Source organism: Moorena sp. SIO4G3 (assembly GCF_010692305.1).
GTDB classification, from domain to species: Bacteria; Cyanobacteriota; Cyanobacteriia; order Cyanobacteriales; family Coleofasciculaceae; genus Moorena; species Moorena producens_A.
In genome coordinates this window covers 1-18,900 of sequence record NZ_JAAHIG010000023.1, presented here as the reverse complement: position 1 = coordinate 18,900, position 18,900 = coordinate 1, and the positions used below count along the sequence as shown (strand labels likewise).

26 protein-coding genes are annotated in these 18,900 nt (G+C 44.0%); 8 read left to right on the top strand and 18 right to left on the bottom strand.

What is annotated here, in order from left to right; translation table 11 throughout:
- Positions 1 to 3: 3 nt before the first annotated feature.
- The 8 genes from F6J99_RS06360 to F6J99_RS06325 form a co-directional block, all read right to left on the bottom strand.
- Positions 4 to 744, bottom strand: a complete 741-nt coding sequence (locus tag F6J99_RS06360) for a DUF3598 family protein (RefSeq protein ID WP_293112198.1) — start codon at positions 742 to 744, stop codon at positions 4 to 6.
- A 429-nt stretch (positions 745 to 1,173) separates the two neighbouring features.
- Positions 1,174 to 1,371: a hypothetical protein gene (locus F6J99_RS06355; RefSeq protein ID WP_293112197.1), complete on the bottom strand. Its 198-nt coding sequence runs from the start codon at positions 1,369 to 1,371 to the stop codon at positions 1,174 to 1,176.
- Positions 1,372 to 1,385: 14 nt separating this feature from the next.
- The gene (locus F6J99_RS06350; RefSeq protein ID WP_293112196.1) at positions 1,386 to 2,429 is read right to left on the bottom strand and encodes a heparan-alpha-glucosaminide N-acetyltransferase domain-containing protein; all 1,044 of its coding nucleotides are present in this window, start codon (positions 2,427 to 2,429) and stop codon (positions 1,386 to 1,388) included.
- Positions 2,430 to 2,589: 160 nt separating this feature from the next.
- On the bottom strand, positions 2,590 to 2,787 hold the full coding sequence (locus F6J99_RS06345) for a hypothetical protein (RefSeq protein ID WP_293112195.1): 198 nt from the start codon (positions 2,785 to 2,787) through the stop codon (positions 2,590 to 2,592).
- Between the two features lie 39 nt (positions 2,788 to 2,826).
- Positions 2,827 to 3,714, bottom strand: coding sequence for a carbohydrate ABC transporter permease (locus F6J99_RS06340; RefSeq protein WP_293112194.1), 888 nt, complete (start codon positions 3,712 to 3,714; stop codon positions 2,827 to 2,829).
- Positions 3,715 to 3,997: 283 nt separating this feature from the next.
- Complete coding sequence (locus tag F6J99_RS06335; RefSeq protein ID WP_293112193.1) at positions 3,998 to 4,996, bottom strand: sugar ABC transporter permease; 999 nt, start codon at positions 4,994 to 4,996, stop codon at positions 3,998 to 4,000.
- 38 nt (positions 4,997 to 5,034) lie between these two features.
- On the bottom strand, positions 5,035 to 5,628 hold the full coding sequence (locus tag F6J99_RS06330) for a hypothetical protein (RefSeq protein ID WP_293112192.1): 594 nt from the start codon (positions 5,626 to 5,628) through the stop codon (positions 5,035 to 5,037).
- A gap of 636 nt (positions 5,629 to 6,264) precedes the next feature.
- The gene (locus tag F6J99_RS06325) at positions 6,265 to 6,522 is read right to left on the bottom strand and encodes a four helix bundle protein (protein ID WP_293112191.1); all 258 of its coding nucleotides are present in this window, start codon (positions 6,520 to 6,522) and stop codon (positions 6,265 to 6,267) included.
- Between the two features lie 31 nt (positions 6,523 to 6,553).
- On the opposite strand from F6J99_RS06325, the gene F6J99_RS06320 reads away from it, so the two are divergent.
- A complete protein-coding gene (locus F6J99_RS06320) occupies positions 6,554 to 6,712 on the top strand; it encodes a hypothetical protein (protein WP_293112190.1) in 159 nt (52 codons plus the stop codon).
- Positions 6,713 to 6,716: 4 nt separating this feature from the next.
- Here F6J99_RS06320 and F6J99_RS06315 read toward each other — a convergent pair whose 3' ends face one another.
- Both F6J99_RS06315 and mgsA read right to left on the bottom strand, forming a co-directional pair.
- Positions 6,717 to 7,487 carry a sporulation protein gene (locus F6J99_RS06315; protein ID WP_293068338.1) on the bottom strand — a complete coding sequence of 257 codons (771 nt, stop codon included), beginning with the start codon at positions 7,485 to 7,487 and terminating at the stop codon, positions 6,717 to 6,719.
- Positions 7,488 to 7,956: 469 nt separating this feature from the next.
- A complete protein-coding gene (mgsA, locus tag F6J99_RS06310; RefSeq protein WP_293112189.1) occupies positions 7,957 to 9,231 on the bottom strand; it encodes a methylglyoxal synthase in 1,275 nt (424 codons plus the stop codon).
- Positions 9,232 to 9,834: 603 nt separating this feature from the next.
- Here mgsA and F6J99_RS06305 point away from each other — a divergent pair.
- A complete protein-coding gene (locus tag F6J99_RS06305) occupies positions 9,835 to 10,077 on the top strand; it encodes a hypothetical protein (RefSeq protein ID WP_293112188.1) in 243 nt (80 codons plus the stop codon).
- On the opposite strand, the gene F6J99_RS06300 is transcribed toward F6J99_RS06305, so the two are convergent.
- Positions 10,037 to 12,190: a PatA/PatG family cyanobactin maturation protease gene (locus tag F6J99_RS06300; RefSeq protein ID WP_293112187.1), complete on the bottom strand. Its 2,154-nt coding sequence runs from the start codon at positions 12,188 to 12,190 to the stop codon at positions 10,037 to 10,039. The two genes, F6J99_RS06305 and F6J99_RS06300, sit on opposite strands and share 41 nt — an antisense overlap.
- Before the next feature lie 199 nt (positions 12,191 to 12,389).
- Here F6J99_RS06300 and F6J99_RS45440 point away from each other — a divergent pair, with 199 nt between their 5' ends.
- Positions 12,390 to 12,839 carry a transposase gene (locus F6J99_RS45440; RefSeq protein WP_365972733.1) on the top strand — a complete coding sequence of 150 codons (450 nt, stop codon included), beginning with the start codon at positions 12,390 to 12,392 and terminating at the stop codon, positions 12,837 to 12,839.
- 162 nt (positions 12,840 to 13,001) lie between these two features.
- Entirely contained in the window at positions 13,002 to 13,376 is a 375-nt protein-coding gene (locus tag F6J99_RS45435) for a hypothetical protein (protein WP_365972730.1), read from the top strand.
- Positions 13,377 to 13,407: 31 nt separating this feature from the next.
- Here the strand turns inward: F6J99_RS45435 and F6J99_RS06290 are convergent, their stop codons facing one another.
- Complete coding sequence (locus F6J99_RS06290; RefSeq protein WP_293112186.1) at positions 13,408 to 13,611, bottom strand: cyanobactin class RiPP; 204 nt, start codon at positions 13,609 to 13,611, stop codon at positions 13,408 to 13,410.
- A 113-nt stretch (positions 13,612 to 13,724) separates the two neighbouring features.
- On the opposite strand from F6J99_RS06290, the gene F6J99_RS06285 reads away from it, so the two are divergent.
- A complete protein-coding gene (locus F6J99_RS06285) occupies positions 13,725 to 13,919 on the top strand; it encodes a hypothetical protein (protein WP_293112185.1) in 195 nt (64 codons plus the stop codon).
- Here the strand turns inward: F6J99_RS06285 and F6J99_RS45430 are convergent.
- Entirely contained in the window at positions 13,880 to 14,077 is a 198-nt protein-coding gene (locus F6J99_RS45430) for a cyanobactin class RiPP (RefSeq protein ID WP_365972727.1), read from the bottom strand. The two genes, F6J99_RS06285 and F6J99_RS45430, sit on opposite strands and share 40 nt — an antisense overlap.
- 73 nt (positions 14,078 to 14,150) lie before the next feature.
- On the opposite strand from F6J99_RS45430, the gene F6J99_RS06280 reads away from it, so the two are divergent.
- Complete coding sequence (locus F6J99_RS06280; RefSeq protein ID WP_293112184.1) at positions 14,151 to 14,408, top strand: hypothetical protein; 258 nt, start codon at positions 14,151 to 14,153, stop codon at positions 14,406 to 14,408.
- A gap of 55 nt (positions 14,409 to 14,463) precedes the next feature.
- On the opposite strand, the gene F6J99_RS06275 is transcribed toward F6J99_RS06280, so the two are convergent.
- From F6J99_RS06275 to F6J99_RS06255, 5 genes are all read right to left on the bottom strand, one after another.
- Positions 14,464 to 15,108 (bottom strand): Uma2 family endonuclease, encoded by a 645-nt coding sequence (locus tag F6J99_RS06275; RefSeq protein WP_293112329.1) that lies wholly within the window; start codon positions 15,106 to 15,108, stop codon positions 14,464 to 14,466.
- Positions 15,109 to 15,338: 230 nt separating this feature from the next.
- Positions 15,339 to 15,587 carry a XisI protein gene (locus F6J99_RS06270; protein ID WP_293112328.1) on the bottom strand — a complete coding sequence of 83 codons (249 nt, stop codon included), beginning with the start codon at positions 15,585 to 15,587 and terminating at the stop codon, positions 15,339 to 15,341.
- Positions 15,588 to 15,608: 21 nt separating this feature from the next.
- Positions 15,609 to 16,823 carry a transposase gene (locus tag F6J99_RS06265; RefSeq protein ID WP_293112183.1) on the bottom strand — a complete coding sequence of 405 codons (1,215 nt, stop codon included), beginning with the start codon at positions 16,821 to 16,823 and terminating at the stop codon, positions 15,609 to 15,611.
- A 748-nt stretch (positions 16,824 to 17,571) separates the two neighbouring features.
- Positions 17,572 to 17,763, bottom strand: coding sequence for a hypothetical protein (locus tag F6J99_RS06260; protein WP_293112182.1), 192 nt, complete (start codon positions 17,761 to 17,763; stop codon positions 17,572 to 17,574).
- Positions 17,764 to 17,888: 125 nt separating this feature from the next.
- Positions 17,889 to 18,014 carry a hypothetical protein gene (locus F6J99_RS06255; protein ID WP_293112181.1) on the bottom strand — a complete coding sequence of 42 codons (126 nt, stop codon included), beginning with the start codon at positions 18,012 to 18,014 and terminating at the stop codon, positions 17,889 to 17,891.
- A gap of 123 nt (positions 18,015 to 18,137) precedes the next feature.
- Here F6J99_RS06255 and F6J99_RS06250 point away from each other — a divergent pair, with 123 nt between their 5' ends.
- Both F6J99_RS06250 and F6J99_RS06245 read left to right on the top strand, forming a co-directional pair.
- Complete coding sequence (locus F6J99_RS06250) at positions 18,138 to 18,362, top strand: hypothetical protein (protein WP_293112180.1); 225 nt, start codon at positions 18,138 to 18,140, stop codon at positions 18,360 to 18,362.
- A gap of 37 nt (positions 18,363 to 18,399) precedes the next feature.
- The gene (locus F6J99_RS06245; RefSeq protein WP_293112179.1) at positions 18,400 to 18,852 is read left to right on the top strand and encodes a helix-turn-helix domain-containing protein; all 453 of its coding nucleotides are present in this window, start codon (positions 18,400 to 18,402) and stop codon (positions 18,850 to 18,852) included.
- The last annotated feature ends 48 nt before the right edge of the window (positions 18,853 to 18,900 follow it).

The following is an 18,900-nucleotide window of genomic DNA, read 5'->3' as shown; positions in this document are numbered from 1 at the left end:
ATGTTATCTCATGAAATTCATTAGGGAAAAGTGAGAGAATTTTCCCTCCTGGTTATAGTGACGGATTCCCCTTTTTAAAAGACCGGGATTCACCAACCAATCCGTGATTATAAGAGATTCTCTATCATAGGCAGCCGTTTCTGGGAGACTAACAGTCACTCCATTGGAGAAGCGGACTATAATATTTTCCTGGGCTAATTCATCTATAGGTTTCCACTGACAATCACTGGCACTTGCGATAATTAAGTCTGGGGTTATAGTGGAAATTATACTCCCCTTCCAATTGTCAGAAGAAGTATAGTCTATCTCTTGAGGCTCTCCTCGAAAGAAGTCTAGTGTCTCCCAGATAGAGGTAACATGATGTAACGAGCCATCTTCGAGATACTGACAGGCGCTACTCAGTCCCAACCTTTCGTGTTTGAAACATGTCTCAAAATAATATAACTGACCCCGCTCAATCTTAGGTGTGTATCCCCAAGTCCAGCATGAGTCTAAGAAGGGAGTTGTTAGCTTCCCTTTTTTGTAAGGACCAAATGTTCTAGACTCACTCGTACCATCTTCATATCGATAGTGATTTTTTTGAACTACTGCTTCGCGATCAGGATAGACTACATAGCTCCTGACTCCATGAAAACGTTCTACTAACTCCCCATTCCCTGCCAGCCGAGTCCATATGCCATTCCAATCACCAATAGCCTGAATTTCTAAGAATTTTTCCCAGTTCTGACTTAATAAATCACTCATCTAGAACCTCCTGTGTTCCATTGCCAAAAACCTGAGGATTGCATCCACAAGCATAAGCAAGAGTCCCACCCAGCGCAAATCCGTTGCGCACTCCACTCTGTTTCACCAAAATTCTCCAAGACCGATAATGTCGGTCTAAAATCAGCTGATGTTACAATTATCGCGCTGTTCGCAGCGCTATAGTAAAGTTTGGAGGTGCTTTTGAATAAAATAAGCTGACCGCTGAATGCTGAATGCTTACATATTAGCAGTTATCAATCCTGAGGCTACAAATAATTTAACCACCAATACTTATGCTGACTTTTGAAATTAGCAAACCAATGACATATAGGATAAAGACTTATAATTATAATTAGCCAGATCAGATAAACATGGGGGAGACTATAACCATAATTTGCTGGCATAGCACTTTTATCTATAGCAATTCTACTACTTGTGAGGTACAAATTTCTGGTTTTTAGGGACTTCGGAGCAGGGACTGAGGCCGTAGGCCACGCTACGCGAACGGAGCAGGGAAGAGGGAAGAGGGAAGAGGGAAGAGGGAAGAGGGAAGAGGGAAGAGGGAAGAGGGAAGAGGGAAGAGGGAAGAGGGAAGAGGGAAGAGGTCAAAACTAATGTGTACCTCATGAGTCCTAGAAACGCTATAAGTAAGGTAGCATCACGGCTTTTATACCATACTTAGGTAGCGATAAAACAATGGCAGTAAAATGGATTACCCAAAGGTGAATAATATAAAAAAATAAAGGAACTCGTCCAAACATTATCAAGGGCTTAAGAAATCGAAATCTTTTAACTTCAAACCCATAAAGTATTAACAAGGCTAGACCAATAGTGATTAATAAGTACAGTAATGAAGGCGGATATTTATGGCAATCAACAAATGAAAAGAGTGTTTTAGTAAAATTACCTTGAAATGACCAAGGCTTGGGATCACCGTAAAGATTTATTCCTCGAATTATAAAAAAACTTAAAATTAAGCCAAACCCCAAGTTTCGCAACCAACCTATACGCTGATTTTTCTCGAAACTAACTACTTTTCCAAATGCATAGCCAATCGCCATTACACCAACCCAAGGGATGATAGGATAACCAATATAAAAGTAAATTGCTGGGGATGGCATAAACATTTTACGTTCATGAAGAAACGACCAAAGCCAAGTCAAATTCCCAAAATTGTCAGCCTGGATACCATCCAATAAATTATGTCCAGCTATAAGGATAATCCCAATTATGGCTATACTTCTAATTGGAAGATGAATCAGTGCAGCTAAAATAATCATAGACCAGCCAATTGCCCATAAAACTGCCATACCAAACAAAACTGTATGAAATGTCAATGCCAAACTAATTACTGTTAAGTCTAAGATAATTAGCCAAAGTCCACGAATTACAAGGAATTTAGATAGTTCTTTTGGGCTGTTCCTCCGTTTTAGAGAAAGATAGGCAGCAATACCTGCTAGAAAAATGAATGATGGTGCACATAAGTGCGTCACCCATCTAGTAAAAAATAAAGGAAGGTTTGATTGGTTTATATCTAAGGGATTAAAACCAGGGTTAGACAAAAAAATTCTTACATGGTCTAATGCCATTAAAACCATAACTAACCCACGTAATAAATCGATGGATACTAAACGCTTAGTTATGGGTTTGGCTTTTGTGTTAGGAGTATAATCATTTAAAGTCATGCTTTGCCAGTTTTGAAGGTGTATCCTAGCATGTTATCAAGTTAAACTTGAGCCTTTAAAAATATATCATGAAACCCAGTTCTGATTTATAATAACACCAAAAAATTATCGGATATATTTCCTAGTTTTCCCTATTGCCTATTGCTAGCATGCCTATTCCCTATTCCCTAAAACCCAGAGATTTGTACCTCATGAGTATAGCGTTTATAGGACTGATGAGGTAAACATTATTTTTTCCCTCTTGCCTCTTGCCTCTTGCCTCTTCCCTGCTCCGAAGTCCCTGCTCCGTTCGCGTAGCGTGGCCTACGGCCTCAGTCCCTGCTCCGAAGTCCCTAAAACCCAGATATTTGTACCTCATAAGTCGTAGAATTGCTATATAATAATTGCTATAAGAGTATCAACCCTTAACCGAACCAGCTAAAATCCCCCGCACAAAGTACCGCTGTAGAACAAAAAACACAATCAGTGGTACAATCATGGTGATAAATGCACCAGAGGTAAGAAGATGCCACTGCTGCCCACGATAACCGACTATATTTGTTAATCGGATCGTTAACGGGGCAACGTCTGGTGTAACTCCGAGATAGACTAAAGCAACTAGCAAGTCATTCCATACCCAGAGAAATTGAAACACGGCAAATGATGCGATCGCAGGCATGGATAGAGGTACAATCACCTGGGTAACTATGGTTAGATGAGACGCACCATCCACTGCTGCTGCTTCGATTAACTCCTGAGGCAAACTAGCAATATAATTACGCAATAAATAAATTCCTAAGGGCAAACCATAGCCTGTGTGCGCTAACCAAATACCTAATAATGTCCCGGAAAGTCCTAGATATCCGTAGACTCGCAATACCGGAATCAGAGTCATCTGTAACGGGACTACCAGCAAGCCAACTACTACCATAAACAGGACTTGGCGACCAGGAAATTTCATCCAAGCAAACCCGTAGGCAGCAAAAGTAGCGATCGCAATCGGAATCACTGTAGCGGGAATCGAGATAACCAGACTATTGAGAAATGCCTGTCCCATCCCTTCGGAGGTAATCACATCAATATAGTTACCTAGGTGGTATTGGGTGAAATTGAAGGGGTGTTGGAAGACTGACCACCAACCGCTTTTGAGCACATCATCTCGGTAACGTAGGGAACTAATGAACAAGCCAACAGTAGGTAGAGTCCAGATCAAAGAGATGATAATCAGGGTCAGATGAATCGGGATTTTCCAGAAGAATTGCTGTAGGTGTTGGGATTTTGCTACAAAGAGCGGTTTTGGTGCCATAGCTGGGTTAAAGTCATGTCTGGAATTAGTCTATTTTTTTACAAGATAAGCGCTTTGTGCAACCAATCCCACAACAGCAGTCGTTAAACAAGTGGGCAAAACAACTGGGCAAAACAACTGGGCAAGATGCGTTCGCGAAGCGGCTCCAAAGGAGCATCGCATCTCCCCAAGCCTGATATAATTTCAACCATAGCTATAACAGTTGCTTAACTCGGTAACGGCATCAGACTCGAATGGTAACTTGAGTAAGAATAGCAGCCATGACCCTATTCAGTTTTTACCATCAACGGCTGTTCTCCTGCTCTCGAAACCGACGGATATTGCTAATCATAACCGGAATAATAACTAGTAATAAAATAACTGCGATCGCACTACCTCGTCCAAAGTTCCGATAATTGAACATTTCCTTAATCATACGAGACGCAATCACTTCCGTATTTTGATTACCACCGGTCATCACCCAGACAATATCAAAGACTTTCAGCACCGCTATTACTACAGTAGTCACAACCACAGCAATAGTCCCTCGTATCATCGGAATAGTAATTTTCCAGAAGATTTGCCACTCACTAGCTCCATCTATCCGTGCAGCTTCGATAATATCTTTGGGGATACCTTTGATGGCAGCAGAGAGCAAAATCAAGCAAAACCCTGTCTGCAACCAAATCATAATCACAATCAGAGCATAATTATTAATAGAGCGCTCCACTAACCAACCTACAGGCTCAAATCCTAAACTGGTAATAATGCCATTGAGTAAGCCAATTTGTTCTGAGCCAGCTGGACGAAAAGCATAGATAAATCGCCAAATCACGCTAGCCCCCACAAAGGAAATTGCCATTGGCATAAAGATTATAGACTTGGCTACGGTTTCATAGCGTACCCGATCCACCAGCACCGCAATAATTAAACCCAATGCTACACTAAACCCTGTTACCAATACCAACCAAAGCACATTGTTACGAAAAGCGATTAGCATAGTAGGGTTGGTAAAGGCAAAGATGTAATTGTCCAGTCCCACAAAATTTTGCGATCGCTTATCCAAGAAGCTGATATATATAGTATTGAGGGTCGGCAGAATCAGGTAAGCGGTTAGTAATGCTAAAGCAGGGGCTAAGTATACCCAAGCCATAAAATGCGTTCGCCTAGCGTGACCTTCCGTCAATCGCGTTTTATTGGCTAGCTGATTTACCAAGCCATTCATGCCATATAATAAAGCTATCACCCCACCACAGCCTATGACAACGGCGAGAATGAAAGTAACTATTTTGAGCAATACCATCCTTTATTGCCTCATCACTTCATCACCTGATCACCTGATCACTTTATCACCTCATATATATCTCTCACCGAATCCCGTTTATTGCCATGCTCTAAGTTATAAAATTTATAATTTTTCTGCCACCGTTCTAGATCAGATGTAGATATTGATTTAGCGATAAGGTCAGTGCTTATTGCACGATCAACTACTTGTGGATCCGTTGTAAATACTCCACAATTAATTTGGTTAGTTGATAGCTTCCAATAATCCCTAAATTGATCTTTCCAATCAATGACTTGAGCCACTACCTTATTTCTATGCTTATTTCTTCTAGTTCTTTCGTGCTTTCCTGTCGCTTCAGTATCAATATATTTGGTTTCAATTAAAAATAAACCGTTATCTTGACTAAGATAAGCAAAATCAACTTTTCCTAAATTTGTATAGTCTTGGATTAAGGCTTTTTCAAACAACAGGAGCTTACTACAGTTTGGAAATAATGACTTGATCTTGAAAAATAGATATGCCTGTAAGAGAAGTTCTTTATCATAGGGGAAACCAATAACCCCTACAAAAAAACGTCTGATATCTTCTTCACTTTGTGGCTGTTCACCTTTACAATAGGAAACAAATTTATCAATCTGACTAGTATCCATAGCTTATTTATTCTTTAAACTTTAGTTTGACCTAAAGGTAGAATCCTAAATTTACGGTGTTGCTCAATTGTGGAAGACCCAAAGGTAATCGATAATCGGTAATCGGTAAGTGATCCAACTATACTTGAGTATCCAAACCCTATTCAGCAACGCCAAATTTATAGTAGTTACTGATATCCTACTATATCCTGCCTGCTTACACCCCAAGGGATTGCCGTTACAGCGGAGCGAAGCGCAATTGCTAATATTGTACTCAGAGATTTAATCGTAATTAATAGCTAAACCGCGCTATTGTCCCTTTGAATAAATGGCGACGAATAACTGAAAAGAATATACCAGGACTTTTGACGATATGATGATTAGTAAACTTGATTTGATATCAGTGTCTTATAGTTAAAGAGGGAGCAGGTCTTGCTTTGCTTAAACATTAGTACTATTTTCCAGTAGAGCAAGCAATTACCCATGAGGGGGCTATAGATAATGTACAAATATTCATCCAGGACTAGCTCCCCTGAANACCTCTTCCCTCTTCCCTCTTCCCTCTTCCCTCTTACTTCTTACCTCTTCCCTGCTCCCTGCTCCCTGCTCCCTGCTCCCTAAAAACCAGAAATTTGTACCTCACAAGTCGTAGAATTGCTATAAAAGAATATGTGTTTGTAATTCGTTAATTGACCCTTGGGCAATATTCAAAAATCTGATATATTCAGGTGTTGATCGTCTTCCGTACCCCTCTGCTATATTAGCTGGAATAGATGCTGCAGCTCTTCTTATTTGTTGCACCATACCATATAACTCGTCTTTAGGAAAGAGTTTAGTCAAAAAATAACACTTTTCTGCTATCTCCATACCTTTTTGCCAAATTTTTAAGTCTTTAAAATCATGTATTGCTGACATTTAAAAATCTCTCAATTTACTACTCTGTTCATTGTTACCCGTTCTCTGTTCCCTATGGATAGAGCTTTATAGACTAATAAGGTACACAGGATTTTTTCCCTGTTCCCTGTTCCCTGTTCCCTGTTCTCTCTTCCCTATTCCCTGTTCCCTGTTCCCTGTTCCCTATTCCCTGTTCCCTATTCCAAACTGAATCTCTAGTTAATTTGACTCTCAATAATCTCCTCAATCATTGCCTCTAATTCACCCATAGGAAGATTGAGGTCATCCAGCGTTACCTGAAATTGGACATAACGTTCATCTAGATCGAAAGCTTCTTCTAGGAAACCACCAAATCCACGGGCTCGTTTGTCTATTTCTAGGAAAACTTCTAAGTCTTCTGAGTAGAGAGAAAAAATGATTTCCAATTCATCCAAGTGACCCTGATACTTACCCATCGGTCGAAACTCGAACTCTTGGACGAATGGATATCTACCCCCGAAGTGAGTATTGTACTGACAATCGATTTCATGAAGTTGAAACCCTAGGTTTTCTAATGCATCAAATACCGCTTGCATTAAGGGGTGTGGATGTACCTCAATGTAATCGATGTCTTTTGGGTCAACGGCAATGGGAATATCTAAGCCAGTACGTAAATATACTGGTTGGCTGGTTAATGTCAGTGGTGTTTCCTCTGGCAGGGGAAACGAAAATGGAATAACTATTTCCTCTTTTGCCTCTAAGTTGAAGCGTTCCGAGAGGCGATATTGCATTAATATGCATTCCTCTGTGATTGCGGTATCTTCTTCTTCCCGCAAGTATTCCGTAACCACATAAATATAAATATCATCAATTTTCTGGGAAACATCTCCCCCAGTAATATAAACTTCCCCTTCTACCATTTCCCCAGGCGCTAGGGAATCAAAGTACAAACGTGTATCTACCTTTGCTGCTCCAATGCCAACCTGAGCTAATAGCTTTTTAAACATAGATTCTAGTTTTTTAGCTAACTTTGCTACTAGCTTAATCTATGATTCTGGAGTTTTAGGGAGTAGGGAGTCGGGAATCGGGAGTAGGGAGTGGGGAGATGGGGAGATGGGGAGATGGGGGAAATTTTTATTAAGGGTAATTATCCCGAAATGATATAATAAACTTTAATGTACTTCATCAGTATGATCAACTATATCTAGCAATAAATCATTATAGCGTTTCTAAAACTCATGAGGTACACATAATTGTTTGACTATTGGCTCTTGCCTCTTCTGTATTACCTGCTCCCTGCTCCCTGCTCCCTGCTCCCTAAAACCCAGATATTTGTACCTCACAAGTCGTAGAATTGCTATATCACTAATGCTATACTTTACTCGATATCGAACCCCTTCACCAGTATTTATAGGTCTTAACATACTCTCGAAAAGAAGGGATTGAGCCGCTGAAATTGGTTGGGCTTGAGGCAGATTAATTGGGGTTGGGGACAAATACAGTCAATCCCTTGGGAATACATTCAACTTTGATAGGAGTTATTCCAATCACTTCTCCATCCACAACCACTTTCTGAGGGGGATCTGTGGCTATTTTGATACTGTCGGTTCGGACATGATGAATATTTTCTTGGTTGGGTGCCAGGTTAACCAACGCGGCACCAAAGGCATTGACCATTGATGTGACCGCCTGAAGTTTTGTGTCTACTTTGGCCATGGTGACATCTAGTAACCCATCGTCGTAAATCACTTCACCCATTCCTTGGGCTAACACTGAGGTAGGGGGAGCCGCGTTAGCCACAGTAATAGCCCCCACCTCAACTCGATAGATCTGGTCTTCAATTTCTACAGCCGCATCAAATAGCTCTTGTTCATCGAGTTGTTGCCATCCCGCTACCAGATAGGCCAGTACCCCCCACTGATCCTTGAATTCTCGGCTGGCTTTATCGACCATTTCTGCTTCAAAACCAATTCCGGTTAATAAAATCATGGGGGTGTCGTTACAGCGAGCCGCATCAATCACTTTGGTATAGCCTTCGGAAATGATGCGACAGGCGGCGCGAATGGGCATTACTCTGCCACCAATGCCCAAGGCCTGACAAAAGGCATTAGCGGTTCCTCTGGGAATAATGCCGAGGGGAATATTGGTATCAATTAGCTGACTGGCAACGGCGGATACGGTGCCATCACCGCCAGAGGCAATGATCAGATCGGCGTGGGCTGCGATCGCCCCTTGGGTCAATTCTTCCGCCGTAATTTCTGGAGTAGTTTGATGGATCTCGAGATTGAAATGGCCACCCAGCATGTTTTCAATAATGGTCAATTCATGATCGGAGTCTCCTTGACCGGCCACTGGATTAAAAATAAGGTGAGCCACTTGGGTTCGCGCTAGGGCACTGATGACCAGTTCTGCAGTAGCTAAGTTGGTGGCGATCGCTACATCATGGGCATCACAAATCCGTAACAGAGGCTGAATATCAGGTTCATGGGATTTAGAATAGAGTGCATCGATGAAGAAAAACACAGCACAGACCTTTCCCTCCGCCACCGCTGCAAACAACTGGGCATCTCCACCAATAGGACCAGGGAGTAAGCAATCAACGGGTAAGCCAGTGGAGTTTTGAATTTGTTTCCCTGTGTTCCCTGTAGCAATTAAGGTGTAGCGAGAGAAAACGATTTGGTGGCCCTTGACAAATGCCACTATATCATTTTTCTTGTTGTCGTGGGCAATCAGGGCAATACTTGCAGGCATACTACTGTACCGGAACTCAAAACCGAAATTCTCAAAGGCCAATGGCCAAATGACCTAGTATTTCCGTTATTGTAAAGCGTTTATTCCAGTTGTGTAGTCAAGCTATGGATAACTCGATACTAAGTTGCCGTCAAAGGTAAAACTTTCTCTTTCCCAAATCTCCCTATCTCCCTATCTCCCCATCTCCCTATCTCCCCATCTCCCCATCTCCCCATCTCCCCATCTCCCCATCTCCCTATCTCCCTATCTTTGAATGCAATTTGCTATAAATTTCTTAACATTCCTAGATAAAAGTACAAGCCGCAACATAAAAGTTAACAAAAAAACTATTGACCTTTTCAATCACTTTACGGTATCTTTATAGGTGATCATATTTTTTTGGATATTCTAGTTTTTTCATCTTCTAGTCTTTAGCTTTTCCTTGAGGGGAAGGTTTTTACTAACTTTTTCTTCCCCGTTTTTTTTTGCTTTTTTTTATGGGGAATCGGGAATCGGGAATCGGGAGATGGGAATCGGGAGATGGGAATTGGGGTTAGCCACGATAACACCACACTTACCACACTTTATACACTTTCCACACTGGGTGGATCTCATTAAAGCTGTTTGAGCCGGTGGTGCGTTACGGGGCGGACTATCCCAACCCTGGCGCTCCGTCAAAATAAGCGCAAGTCCGCCCCTGAAGCACCACTAGCACCCTACGCACTCCCCATCACCCCATCACCCTATCTCCCTATCTCCCCATCACCCCATCACCCCATCACCCCATCTCCCTACTCCCTACTCCCTACTCCCTACTCCCTACTCCCTACTTCGGCACTGACCAAGAACGCACGTGACCTAAGGTAACTGGCACCAAATCAATCACATCAATGGTGAAGCGATAGATTTTCTTGGCTCTGCGACCATGATCTGGGTCAAAGAACTTGAGTTTAACATCCCAACAGTTGCTATCGTAACGACAGAAGGGACTCTTCTCTACTTCAATACTATGGAGTTCCATGCCTATAGCTACTGCTTCCGAAATACTTTCGGCGGCTTGAAAGGCATTAATAGCGGCATAGTTGATGGCGCGATCGCGGTCAGCTTGTCCTAAGTTCCGTAGATCATAATAGACCCGATGTAGAAATGCGGTCAAAGACTTCCGGATTGCGGCTTCATCAGCATTTTCTTGTTCCTGACGAACGGCTTCGATGGCATTATCCACTAAGGTGTTGATTGTCCAGCCGTACATTCCCCGGGGACTATAAAGCTTCAACACCGGCAGCTCTTGTCCAGAGAACAGTTTGACGGTTTTCTGGCTCAACCGTCCCGCCATACTCACCCGTTCTATATACTCCTCATCGTTTTCTGGCAATGCCTCACTGGCCAGCATATCCTGCAAGGTGGCGTAAGTATCATCCGCAAATGCCCCCACCGGTTCCAGGGCATAAATGGGGGTCAGTTCTAGGTTCAAGGTCCAAATTAACGACTTGGCTTCATAGAGATTCTGACCCAAATAATCTCCCATTTGCCTGGCATCGTAGGGGTTGGGGGGAACCATTACCCCGTTGACCTCTACCGGTGGCATTAACTGCTTAAAAGAATCCCGCCTTGCTTCCGTGCCGAAATCATACCCCACCGTTCCCATCACATAGACCAGGTTTGACCCAGCACTCGGCACAATATTATTGGCTGCAGTAGTATTAGCAGTGATATTATCAGCGCTAACCCCATCAGAAGAAGATAAGGTTAATTCATTTTCTGTTCCTATTTCCGTTAATTCTTCTCCACTATTCCCGATTCCCTGTTCCCTGTTCCCGATTCCCTGTTCCCTATTCCCGATTCCCTGTTCCCTATTCCCTATTTCCTGTTCCCTGTTCCCTGTTCCCTGTTCCCTGTTCCCTTCTTGAGACGATATAAAAACAATCGTACTTTTATCCTCTGAGCCTTGACTGGTAATCTCTGACTCTTCACCTTTGGCTGCTAATTCTTGTCCGGTAATTAACTCAAAGGCACCGGCAATATTAACCTTGCCCAGCAAACAGCGTTCCGGTTCTTCTACTTCTTCTGGGTCGCAGGGAATGGCACTATTGGTAATAGCAGCACGAATGGCTTCCGCATCGGGAGCTGCCCCTTGTTGTAATTGCAAACTCATTAACAAGGCGGAAATTCCAGTAATTACCGGAGCCGCACAACTGGTTCCTTTTTTCCGTACTGTTTCATCGGTTCCCGGTTGTGCCCCCAGAATATTTTCTCCGGGAGCCAGCACCCCTTGTTTGGCATACTGGCCACCGAAGTTACTGAACTTGGCCGGTTGATCATTATCTTTGTAGGCTCCAACCGTGAGTACTCCAGGCAAAACTGCCGGAATACACCAACATTCCCCTTTATCATTACCACCAGGGGCAACCACCAGAACGTTATTATCCTGGGCTTGACGCACTGCTTTTTCCAACAGTTCATGGGCCACACCGGATTGGGTGGGGTGACAGGCGGCGCAGTGAATAATATTGGCTCCTAGTTCCAAGGCTTGATTAAAGGCATGAACTAGGTTCAGGGGGTTGATGAAGTTATCCCCATCCCGACTAATGGGAATATTAATGCCTCGGCAACCAGGGGCAATGCCTTCAACGGGAGAGCCTGGTTGTCCAAAAATGGTACTGGAAATATGGGTGGCATGGAAATCCAAGCCAATCCGATGACGAATCCGGTCGTCCGGAATAGCGGCTTTGAGCTTATCGTGTTTGGTTTCGTCGTCAAAGTCATCTAACTGATCAATGTCTCGGAAGACTTTAATCAGATCCGGGTCAATCACCAGTTCTTCTGACCAAAAGGGGGTAATTCGACTCAGCTTTGCCCCCTGGAAACAGGCTCGGTCTAAGTCTACTGAACCATCTAATACTGCGATCAGAAGGCGAGAATCACCGGTGGTATGGGATTGGAGTTCGGTGAAGCCGGGGATGGTGGAGAGGTCGGGCATTTTTTTTTCGTTATAGATGGGGAGTGGGGAGATGGGGAGGTGGGGAGATGGGGAGGTGGGGAGATGGGGGGATGGGGTGAATTTTGGTGTTGCTGAATTAAGGGATCAATAGCGGTAGAGTGGGCATCCTGCCCGCGAGAGAATCAATAGCGGTAGAGTGGGCATCCTGCCCGCGAGAGAATCAATAGTAACAGGCAAGATGCCTGTTCCACAAAAGTTTTCCGATATTACAGGCAAGATGCCTGTTCTACAAAAGTTTTCCGATATTACAGGCAAGATGCCTGTTCCACAAAACTTTACCATCATCAAACGGGCCAGATGTTTCCTATCTAACAGGCAAGATGCCCATTCTACAGCAACGGGCAAGATGCCCATTCTACTGAGATTTATGGCAAGACTCCCTCGCAATTTCAAAGATGGCTATTCTTATCACATTACCACCCGTTGCAACAATCGTGAGTTTAAATTATCTAAACGAGTATGCCGAGAGGTCTTTCTATATGCGATTAAAAAGGCACTGTTGAAATATCAGTTCAAACTCTATGGGTTGTGCATCATGTCCAATCATGTGCATTATCTGATTGAACCGGTCTGTGGTGCTGATTTACCGAAAATTATGCACTTTCTTAATTGGTACACTGCCATGTGATCCCCCCGCCTTCGGCTTCCCCCCTTAGTAAGGGGGGCTAGGGGGGATCGTACAGGGCATTTTTGGGAAAAACGGTACTATGCTGATGGGTTTCTTCCCACAGACCGCCAGAGAGCATTAAATACTTTACGTTATATTCACGGCAACCCCAAAGCGGCAAAAATGCGTCAAAGCTTTTTCTATGACTTCAGCAACTACGGCAGCTATGAACAGCTCACTGATGATGGGTTAACTCAATGGCATCCCGCTTTCTTGCAGTTGGGTAATAGCTTAGAGGAATGCGCCAGAAAATATAAGGGATTTTGCTATCGGTACAAACCGAAAAAGAAAACCCCAACTAAGTCCCACTGGGGTAGTAGGCTCCTAGCTGGGGTTTCTCTATCGGAATCACAACATTTGTCAAAAAAGTCTCACCAGGGCAAGCATCGAGCAAAAACCCTACCGTGCCAGGTAACGGAAGACCCCGAAGTAGCTAGGGTTTCCCGCAAATTTATCGCGGCCAATCGACCGCCCAGCAATGAAAAAAAAGACTTTTGACATAATTTCAGAAAACTGTGATAGAGTAGTTTTACTCGTCCCCGTCCCCCGCAAAAGGGTTTCCCTTCCATTGCACAATTTTACCACTCCAGGTTTCTACAGATGGGGTGATTGACCCAGAAACACTGCCATAGCCCTCCGTCAGGGCTGTTTCTTCCAAGCCGGGGATGGGCTTAGCGGTGGTGGAACGTACGATGGGAGATTTCTGGCCTGGCAGTAACTTTTTCTTTCCCATTATCTTTTGCTCCTGTTAGATTTTGTTTGTTACAGGGTTTAGAATACCATTGGGTAAGGGCGGGGAGTCAAGGGGGGTTTACATTTGTTTACTGGGAGTGGGGAGATGGGGAGATGGGGAGATGGGGAGATGGGGAGATGGGGAGATGGGGAGATGGGGAGAATTGTAACAGGAGCAATGGGCAAGATGTCTGTTCTACAAAACTAATAGCAGCCACTAGAAAAAAGACTTTTGATACAATTTGCGGCTTCTTTAGATCGACTGAGTCTTACTCCGCATCGTCTCCGGCGAAAGGTGGACAAGCATAACTATGCACTGTTTGACACTGTTGGGCGGGTTGCAGCCCTTGGCCTTGCCCGGCCCATCCAGTGGTCAGCTCGGTTTCGGTCAAGCCGGGGATGGGCTTAGCAGTGGTGGAACGTAGGATGGGAGATTTTTGGCCAGGAAGTAATTTCTTTTTGCCCACCCATTGTCGTTGACTCCTCTTTATTTTTAGTTATTACTAGTGGTTAGAATACCATCTATTGGGAGATGGGGAGATGGGGAGATGGGGAGATGGGGAGATGGGGAGATGGGGAGTTGGGGAGAATTGTAACAGGAGCAGCCACGGGCAAGATGCCCATTCTACCAAGATGCTAATTCTAAGGCTACGGGCAAGGTGTTGGTGGGCATTGCTATTTAATTGCTCGCCGTTCAATAAAGATCATGTTCAGCAATGCCCACCCTACGAGTATTTATGCGATCGCTTAGCACGATTACGAGCCATTAAATTAAACTGTTATCAAACAAACTGTTAAACCACCTCCCCATCTCCCCATCTCCCCATCTCCCTATCTCCCTACTCCCTACTCCCTACTCCCTACTCCCTACTCCCTCTTGTAAAACCCCTAACACAGTGCCTAGATCTTCGGATAATAAGGCAGATTTCGCCAGCCACAAACCAGGGAAAATTGTTGAAGTGAGAATCCCTGCTTGATCAGGTTGCAAGGGAATATATTTCCCCTCTTGTAGACAGAACCAATCCAATTCTTGGTCATACACTCGCCAGATCAGATACTCCTGTACCTGATTGCGCCGATAGACATTTAACTTTTGGTGTAGATCATACGACGCGCTACTGGCGGCAATTTCAACAATCAGTTCCGGTGCCCCTTCGACATAGTCGTCGTTGCTGATAGTAGATTGTCCATTTTCCTCAATCCGAAGCAGAGCATCCGGTTGGACTTCGTTGTCAGCATCTAGATGCACCGTAGGATTATCCAAAACTTCTACACCAGTAGTGACAGCTTCGTAGGCAACCAGCCATCCCATAATGTGAGCGTGGGGTTTACCATGAGCTTTAGCATGAACAGCAGGAGTCATATAAACACATCTTTCTATTAATTCAGCTTTTTTGATCTCGGGCATGGCGGCGTAGCGCTGCTCAAATTCAAAACGGGTGAGTTTGTCACCGTTTTCCAGGGGGGGTAGGGTTAAGGGTAGGGTAGAAATAGTCATACAGGGGTTTGCAATCCAGTTAAGTACAAAGTTTTGGGTTTTTAGGGAGCAGGGAGCAGGGAGCAGGGAGCAGGCAAGAGGCAAGAGGCAAGAGGCAAAAGTGCGATCGCGTAGCGTGACCTACGGTCAATCGCTTTTTGAGCTTGTAGGGTGGGCAAAAAAAGTTGGGTTCTTTTGACTATTCTAGATAATATAATTTTGCCCACCTTACGATTAATTATATGGAAACACTAGCTAACTGCATAGTCAGTGAATTTTCGTTTAAAAGGAGAATGGAAGCCAATCACAATATCTGTTTTAGGCACTCCCAATTCTACTAAACGTTGAGCGATCACTTGTTCTGTATTATTCTGTTGAATGTAGATTTTGCCATCAATAATATCCAGGTGAAGGATAGACCCATAGACCCAATGGTCTTTGACCCAACCCACTTGTAGCAACAGGTAGTGATGGCGTTCGATATCTAGAATTGTTTCTATGGGAACTTGACACTCCCCGCTCTAAAGAGACGGGGATTCTTGGTTCAACGAGGCAACTTGCTTTGACAGGTTTTCACCAGCCAAAGTAGAGGCCGCCTCTCCCCAAGCGTTTGGATCATTTAAGATCAGAGTTCCGGTGTGCCCCACCGTACTCAAGGCTATTTCTAATATGTTAATGGCAGCGTTGTGGTCTCTATCAAGTTTGCAACCACACTGACAAACATGGGTTCTAGTTGATAGAGACTTCTTGACTAATTCACCACAATTAGAACAATTCTGGCTAGTATAGGCAGGGTTTACTGCGACTGTTACTTTTCCAAATTTAGTGCCAAAGTGCTCCACCCATTTCCGGAATTGGTACCAACCTGCATCATTAATAGACTTGGCAAGACAGTGGTTTTTAACCATATTCTTAACCCTTAAATTTTCATAGGCTACCAGATCGTTTGACCGGACTACGCAACGTGCCAGTCTCTTGGCATGTTCTTCACGCTGCCTACTTATTTTCAGGTGTGTCCTACCCAGTTTATTAATTGCATTCTTGCGGTTATTAGAGCCTTTCTTCTTCCGGGATACCCGACGTTGATAAAACTTTAGGCGCTTTTCTCCTTTTCGATAAAACCGAGGATTAGATTCAGTAGTTCCATTAGAATCGGTGTAGAAATCCTTTAGTCCAACATCTAAGCCAATAGTAGTACCTGTTGCTGGAACAGACTCATTAATATCAATCTGAATGCAAAACTGAACATAATACCCATCAGCACGACGGACTATTCTGACCCTTTTGATTAGCTTTTTGTCAAAGCGCCATAAATCCCACGTACCCTTAAGCTTGAGTTTTCCTATTTCTTTTTTGTCACTAAAAATGATTGACTTCTTGTCTGGACATAGTTTCCAGCCCGTGGTCTTGTATTCTACTGAGTGACAATGCTTTTTGAATCTAGGAAACCCCTTCTTTCCAGGAACTTTCTTTTTGCAGTTATCGTAGAAACGGACGATTGATGACCAAGCTCGTTCAGCACTAGCTTGACGAGCCATAGAGTTCAATTCATTAGCAAACGGGAACTGCTTCGCTAAAACAGCACAATATTTGTTAAGGTCTAATTTTCCAATACCTTTATTGTCCATCCAATAACGAATACAACTATTGCGAACAAACTTAGCTGTTCTAATCGCTTCGTATATTGCTAAAAATTGCCTTTGTTTTCCGTATGCTTTGAACTCTAAAACAATCATTATTATCGACCTTTAACTACTACTTTAGTATACCCTAATCAGGGTAAAATTTCGTAAATCTAAGAATATTTATTTTCACGGCGGCTAAAGCCGCTAATAGCCTTCATCCCCGGTCTTTAGACACGGGGTTTTCGGCTTGTGGGAATTTTATAACCCGACTGGTGTAGCTCGGCTTGCTCACGAATAACGGTTTGGATGATTTCACTGTAGTTGTTTATTGCCATTTTATAAGGGAATAGGGAATCGGGAATCGGAACCCACCCCTAACCCCTCCCAGGAGGGGAACGGGAATCGGAACCCACCCCTAACCCCTCCCAGGAGGGGAACGGGAATCGGGAATCGGGAACACGGAAAAAATCATGTGTACCTCATTAGGTTAGCTTGTAGGGTGGGCAAAAAAAGTTTGGTTGAAATCAGTATTGTAGAGAATGAAACTTTGCCCACCCTACTTGAATTATGTGTACTGATAACTGATAGCTGTTCGCGTAGCGTGCGCGTAGCGCAATCGCTCAGATTAAACGGGTGCATTTCATATTTGCTGTTTGGGTGGTGCGTTACGGGACGGGCGGTTCGAACCCCGGCGTTGAGGCGCAAAATTAGGGTGAGCCCGTCCCTAACACACCCTACTGGACGGACTGGCACTACTGGACTGGCACTGGTGCGTTACGGGACGGGCGGTTCGAACCCCGGCGTTGAGGCGCAAAATTAGGGTGAGCCCGTCCCTAACACACCCTACGCAGCTGAATGCTTAAAATTCTTCTTCTATAGGCTCGCCGTGATCAAAAATAATAATAAATTCGGCATCCGGCATCAACCGTTTCAGCGCCTGCAAATGGCCCTCCGCATCTGAACGCTTGCGGAAACGAGCAACAACCACCCGTTGCATCTTCGATAACAGCCGAATAACCACCCATGGGTGTAGGCGTTGATGGTAAGTCATAATCTATGTATCTCCTTGTACTGGGGACCAAGAGCCAGCCACACCGGCCTCGCAAAATCCGTTGGCTGGCTCTTCCCGTGGACGTTTAACGACCACAGTTTTACTATAGCACAAATAATCTTTAATTATAACATATTTTTAAAAGTTTTGTAACAAATTGGAAGTAGGGAGTAGGGAATAGGGAGTAGGGAGTAGGGAGTAGGGAATAGGGAATAGGGAACAGGGAACAGGGAACAGGGAATAAAAATCACAATTTATTTAGGTATTCTTTTAATAAATAAATTAATTAACTTTAGGGGAAGTAGTGCGATGCTCCTTTGGAGCCGCTCGCGATTGACCGTAGGTCAAGGCGATGAAGCGAAGCTTCCGCGCTTGTGCGATTAGCCCGAAGGGCTACGCTACGCGATCGCATTTCTCGATTCCCGATTCCCAATTATCTATTCTGGTCTTGGTCACTGATCCTGGAAACCACACCACTTGCTCCCCACCCTCCCCACACCTCCCACACCTCCCACACTTTCCCCCTGTTCCCTGTTCCCAGATCCGCTGTTCCCTATTCCCCATTCCCCAAAATTGCCAATTCTCTTTTTTCCTATTAAACTAGTATTATCGGAATAGTTAAGGGGGAGTCCACTGATGAACAAGTGTGTTGGTACTACTGAAGCCGCATCTTTATTAGGAATTTCGTCTCGGCGATTGCGCCAACTCCTAGAGAAGGGTAGGGTCAGGGGTGCCTATAAAAGTGGAAAATTCTGGATTATTCCTCTGTTCAACCATTTGCCACAAATTACCAAAGGCTCCCGTGGACCGAAGGGCAAATGGCTTACCAGTCGTCCCCCGGCTTTAGCTAAGATTAATGTCAACCGCAATCACATTGGCTCGAATATGAAGAAAAGTCCCAAAGACCGGAAGCCAGTGATTTCAGTAAAACGAAAGGGCACCAATCTCTACGGCAACGAAGTCGAAATCCTCGGTCCTTGTAAGATTGTCTATAATCCCGATCATCCCCTCGATTGTGGCGCTCGTCTGTGGATCGAAACCTTCAGTGATATTCACTTCATTGGTGGCAGTTTCCCCGCTACTAGCTGAGATGGGGAGATGGGGAGATGGGGAGATGGGGTGATGGGGAGGTGGGAG